The sequence below is a fragment of the Streptomyces sp. UNOB3_S3 genome, from assembly GCF_020740895.1.
In the GTDB taxonomy this organism is placed as follows: domain Bacteria; phylum Actinomycetota; class Actinomycetes; order Streptomycetales; family Streptomycetaceae; genus Streptomyces.
Genome location: NZ_JAILXP010000468.1, coordinates 1 through 4,940, shown reverse-complemented (window position 1 = coordinate 4,940; position 4,940 = coordinate 1). Strand labels below are relative to the sequence as shown.

The 4,940-nt window shown below is 75.5% G+C and carries 5 protein-coding genes; 3 read left to right on the top strand and 2 right to left on the bottom strand.

Annotated features, from left to right (window positions below; all coding sequences use genetic code 11):
• The coding region (locus K6I33_RS31850) for a septum formation initiator family protein (protein ID WP_229358024.1) at positions 1 to 336 on the bottom strand (336 nt) is incomplete at its 3' end.
• Positions 333 to 1,292, bottom strand: a complete 960-nt coding sequence (gene rsmH / locus K6I33_RS31845) for a 16S rRNA (cytosine(1402)-N(4))-methyltransferase RsmH (protein WP_229358023.1) — start codon at positions 1,290 to 1,292, stop codon at positions 333 to 335. The genes rsmH and K6I33_RS31850, both read right to left, overlap by 4 nt.
• A gap of 418 nt (positions 1,293 to 1,710) precedes the next feature.
• Between rsmH and K6I33_RS31840 the strand changes: the two genes are divergently transcribed.
• The 3 genes from K6I33_RS31840 to K6I33_RS31830 all read left to right on the top strand — a co-directional run.
• A complete protein-coding gene (locus tag K6I33_RS31840; RefSeq protein WP_229358022.1) occupies positions 1,711 to 2,274 on the top strand; it encodes a carbonic anhydrase in 564 nt (187 codons plus the stop codon).
• A gap of 201 nt (positions 2,275 to 2,475) precedes the next feature.
• Positions 2,476 to 3,510 (top strand): AAA family ATPase, encoded by a 1,035-nt coding sequence (locus tag K6I33_RS31835; RefSeq protein WP_374286343.1) that lies wholly within the window; start codon positions 2,476 to 2,478, stop codon positions 3,508 to 3,510.
• Positions 3,510 to 4,940 (top strand): DUF58 domain-containing protein (locus K6I33_RS31830; RefSeq protein WP_229358021.1); only part of this gene is annotated, 1,431 nt, incomplete at its 3' end. The genes K6I33_RS31835 and K6I33_RS31830, both read left to right, overlap by 1 nt.

The window sequence follows — 4,940 nt, the reverse complement described above, 5'->3', positions numbered from 1 at the left end:
GCCCTTGACCGTGCCGTCGGGCAGCAGGAAGGCGGGGCTGCCGCCGGGGATCATGCCCAGCTCCCGGGCGCGGCGCTCCAGCGCGTCGGGGGCGGCCAGCTGGTCGACCTCCTGCTGGAGCGCCTGCTGCTCGTCGGTCAGCTCGGTGGTGGTGCGCTGGAGCCGGCTGAGCTCGAAGGAACCCTGGTTCAGGGACGAGTTCAGCAGCAGCAGCGAGATGAGGCCGGAACCGAGGAGCACCACGACCAGCAGGACGAACGGCGTGCGCTTCGCCCCGGCGGGTCCGGCGGGCAGCAGCCGCACCAGGCGGCCGCCCCGGCGCCCGGCCGGGCTCACCGGACGTCCTCGCGGATCCGCTCGACGCCGCGCAGCCGGGCGGGGGCCGCCCGCCGGTTCTCGGCGATCTCCTCCTCCGTGGGCAGCTCGGCACCGCGCGTCAGCAGCTTCAGGCGCGGCTGGTAGCGCTCGGGCACCACGGGCAGCCCGGGCGGCGCGGTGCTCGTGGCACCGGCGGCGAAGACGCTCTTGACGATGCGGTCCTCCAGCGACTGGTACGACAGCACCGCGATCCGGCCACCGACGGCCAGGGCCGCGACGGCGGCCGGGATGGCCGCCTCCACGCTGGCCAGCTCGGCGTTGACCTCGATGCGCAGCGCCTGGAAGGTGCGCTTGGCGGGGTTGCCGCCGGTGCGCTTGGCGGCCTGCGGCAGGGCGTCGCGGATCAGCTCGACGAGGCGGGCGCTGTTGCTGAAGGGCTCCTTCTCCCGCTCGCGGACGATGGCCGAGACGATGCGTTTGGCCTGCTTCTCCTCGCCGTACTGGCGCAGGATGCGCACCAGCTCGCCCGGCGGGTAGGTGTTGAGGACCTCGGCGGCGCTGATGCCGGTCGTCTGGTCCATGCGCATGTCCAGCGGGGCGTCCTGCGCGTAGGCGAAGCCGCGGTCGGCCTCGTCGAGCTGCATGGAGGACACACCGAGGTCGAACAGGATGCCCTGGACCTCGGGGATGCCCAGCCGTGCCAGCACCTCGGGCAGCTCGTGGTACACGGCGCGCACCAGCGTGGCGCGGTCGCCGTAGGGGGCGAGCCGCTCGCCGGCGAGCGCGAGCGCGGTGGGATCGCGGTCGAGGGCGACGAGCCGGACGTCGGGGAAGGTCTTGAGCAGCGCCTCGCTGTGGCCGCCGGCGCCGAGGGTGCAGTCGACCACGACGGCTCCGGGCGCGGTCAGCGCGGGGGCGAGCATGTCCAGGCAGCGCTGGAGCATGACGGGGACGTGTCGCGCGTTGCTGCTCATGCGCCCTTCTGAGATATGGGGAGGCGCGGCGCGGCGTACCGCCGGGTCCCCGCCCGCTCGAAGGGGAACGGACGTTCCGGCGCCGGGGAAGTGACGCCGGGCGACCGGGAGCGGGAGGAGGCCGAGGGGTACGTACGCACCGTGCCACGTGGTGGTTCTTCGGTTCCGGGGAGCGTTCCGGGGAGCGTCACGCCTCCCACTTCGCGCCACTTTAGTCCACTCGTCCCCGCGGTCAATCAACCGGCCGGTGCGTGCGCGTCCCACCGCCCGCGCGGCGGGGACCACCCGGCCACCCGGCGGAACGACCGGGTCCGGACGCCGGGCGGGCGGGCCGGGTGAGCGGCCGGTTACCGGGCGCTGCCCTGGTCAGGGGCGGCCGCGCGTGCGCCGGAGCCGGTCAGCGGCTACGTTCATCCCTATGCCGATATCCGCGTCACCGTCGCACACGCCCGGCCCCGGCCAGGGCCGTACGGGCACCACGGAGCCCACCGTCACCGACCGGCTGGTGGAGGCCAACGCCCAGTACGCGGCCGCGTTCGCCGACCCGGGCATGGACGCCCGGCCCGTGCTGAAGGTCGCCGTGGTCGCGTGCATGGACGCCCGTCTCGACCTGCACGCCGCCCTGGGCCTGGAGCTGGGCGACTGCCACACCATCCGCAACGCGGGTGGCGTCGTCACGGACGACATCATCCGTTCCCTCACCATCAGCCAGCGCGCCCTGGGCACCCGCTCGGTGGTGCTGATCCACCACACCGGCTGCGGTCTGCTGGACCTCACCGAGGACTTCCGGCACGACATCGAGGCCGAGGTCGGCCAGCGGCCGGCGTGGGCCGTGGAGGCGTTCAAGGACCTCGACCAGGACGTCCGCCAGTCCATGCAGCGGGTACGGACCTCACCCTTCCTGCCCCACCGCGACGACGTGCGGGGCTTCGTCTTCGACGTGACGACCGGCCTGCTGCGCGAGATCGACCCGCGCTCCTGACCGCAAGGCCTGTGGACGACCGGTGCGGCGCGCGCCGACCAGTTGTCCACAGGCGGTGACGCCGCGCCGTGCGGACGGCCAGAATGCGTAGGGACGCCCGGCCGCCACGCGGCCCGGGTGTCGCAGCGGGGTGGGCCGGACCACGCGCCGCCGGAGCTTCCGGCGGGCCTCCGGCCCTGGTGAAGGGCCGAGGAGGGCCGGGTGACGACCTATGACGAGCGAGCCAGCCACGGGGGTCCGCCCGCTCCGGCGGAGCCGGGCGGAGCGGCAGGGCTGACCGCCACCGCGGAGCGGGTGCGCCGCTCGGTGGAGAGCGTGATCGAGGGCAAGCCGGAGGTCGTGCGGCTGGCGCTGACCGTGCTGCTCGCCGAGGGCCACCTGCTGATCGAGGACGTGCCGGGCGTGGGCAAGACGATGCTCGCCAAGGCGCTGGCGCGGTCCGTCGACTGCTCGGTGCGGCGCATCCAGTTCACCCCGGACCTGCTGCCCTCCGACATCACCGGCGTGAGCGTCTACGACCAGCAGCGCCGCGACTTCGAGTTCAAGCCCGGCGCGATCTTCGCGCAGATCGTCATCGGCGACGAGATCAACCGCGCCTCGCCCAAGACGCAGTCGGCGCTGCTGGAGTCGATGGAGGAGCGCCAGGTCACCATCGACGGCCACACCTACGAGCTGCCCAGCCCCTTCATGGTCGTGGCCACGCAGAACCCGGTCGAGATGGAGGGCACGTACCCGCTGCCCGAGGCCCAGCGCGACCGCTTCATGGCCCGGGTGTCCATCGGCTACCCCGGCCCGGAGGCCGAGCTGCGGATGCTGGCCTCGCACGGCGGGATCTCCCCGCTGGAGGACCTCCAGCCCGTCGCCCACGTCCACGAGATCGTCAAGCTGATCGACACGGTCCGCGCCGTGCACGTCGCCGAGCCCGTGCTGCGCTACGCGGTGGACGTGGTCGGCGCCACCCGGCAGCACCCCGAGCTCAGACTCGGCGCGTCGCCGCGCGCGACGCTGCACCTGCTCCGGGCGGCGAAGGCGGCGGCCGCGCTGGCCGGCCGGGAGTTCGCCCTGCCCGACGACATCCGGGCGCTGGCGGTGCCGGTGCTCGCCCACCGGCTGCTGCCCACGGCGCAGGCCCAGCTCGGGCGGCGCACCGCCGAGCAGATCGTCGTGGACATCCTGCGGCGCACCCCGCTGCCCGACCCGTTCGGCCATCAGCCGCCGGGCGCCCGGAGGCTGTGATGCCCGCCCCGGACGGCCCGCCGGACGACGGCGAGGCCCATGGCGGGCTGTGGGCGGCGTTCGGCGGGCTGACCACCCGGGGCCGCTCCTTCCTGGCGGCGGGCGTCGCCGCGACGGCCTGCGCCTATGTGCTGGGCCAGGAGGACCTGCTGCGGGTCGGGCTGCTGCTGGCCGTGCTGCCCGTGGTGTGCGTGGTGGTGCTCCACCTCACCCGGCACCGGGTCACCGGCAGCCGGCGCCTCGCGCCCGCGCGCGTGCCCGCCGCCGCCGAGGCCCGGGTGAGCCTTCGCGTCGACAATGTCTCGCGGCTCCCCACGGGCCTGCTGATGCTCCAGGACCGGGTGCCCTACGTCCTGGGCCCGCGCCCCCGCTTCGTCCTGGACCGGATGGAGCCGGGCGGGCGGCGCGAGGTCTCCTACCGGGTCCGCGCCGATCTGCGCGGCCGCTACCCCCTGGGCCCGCTCCAGCTGCGGCTGACGGACCCGTTCGGGATGTGCGAGCTGACCCGGGGCTTCAGCACGTACGACACCCTGACGGTCGTCCCGCGCGTCGACCGGCTGCCGGCGGTGCGCCTGGGCGGCGAGGCGGCGGGCCACGGCGACGGCCGGTACCGCGTCCTCGCCCTGGCCGGGGAGGACGACGTCATCCCCCGCGGCTACCGCCACGGCGACGACCTGCGCCGGGTCCACTGGCGCTCCACCGCCCGCTACGGCGAGCTGATGGTGCGCCGCGAGGAACGGCCGCGGCGCGCCCACTGCACGGTGCTGCTGGACACCCGGGCCGTCGCCTACGAGGGCGCCGGGCCCGGCTCGCCGTTCGAGTGGGCCGTCTCGGGGGCGGCGTCGGTGGCGTCGCACCTGCTGGAGCGGGGCTTCACGGTCCGGCTGCTGACCGACACGGGCAGCTCACTGCCGGGCCTCGACGCCCCGGGCGGCCGCACGGGCTCCTCCCCCGACCCGTCCGGCGCCGCCGGGCTGATGCTGGACGCCCTCGCCGTGATCGACCACTCCGAGGGCACCGGCCTGTCCCCCGCCCACGAGGCGCTGCGCGGCGCCGGCGGGGAGGGCCTGCTGGTGGCGTTCCTCGGCGACCTGGACGAGCCGCAGACGGCACTGGCCGCCCGGATGCGCCCACGCGGCGGCACGGCGGTCGCCTTCGTCCTGCCCACGGCCACGTGGGCGGGCGCCCCGGAGGACAGCCCGGCCCGCCGCGAGGCCGACGAGCGGCTGCGCGTCCTGCGCTCGGCGGGCTGGACGGCCCTGCCCGTCGCCCCGGACACGGCGCTGCCCGACCTGTGGCGGCTGGCGGGAGCGCCGGGGGCGACGGTCGGCGGGGAGGGCGGCCCGTACTCCGCGGGCGCGTACGGCGTGCCGGGCGGCACGACGGCCGGTGGCGGAGCACCGGAGACGGCGGACGTCGGCGCGGCGGAC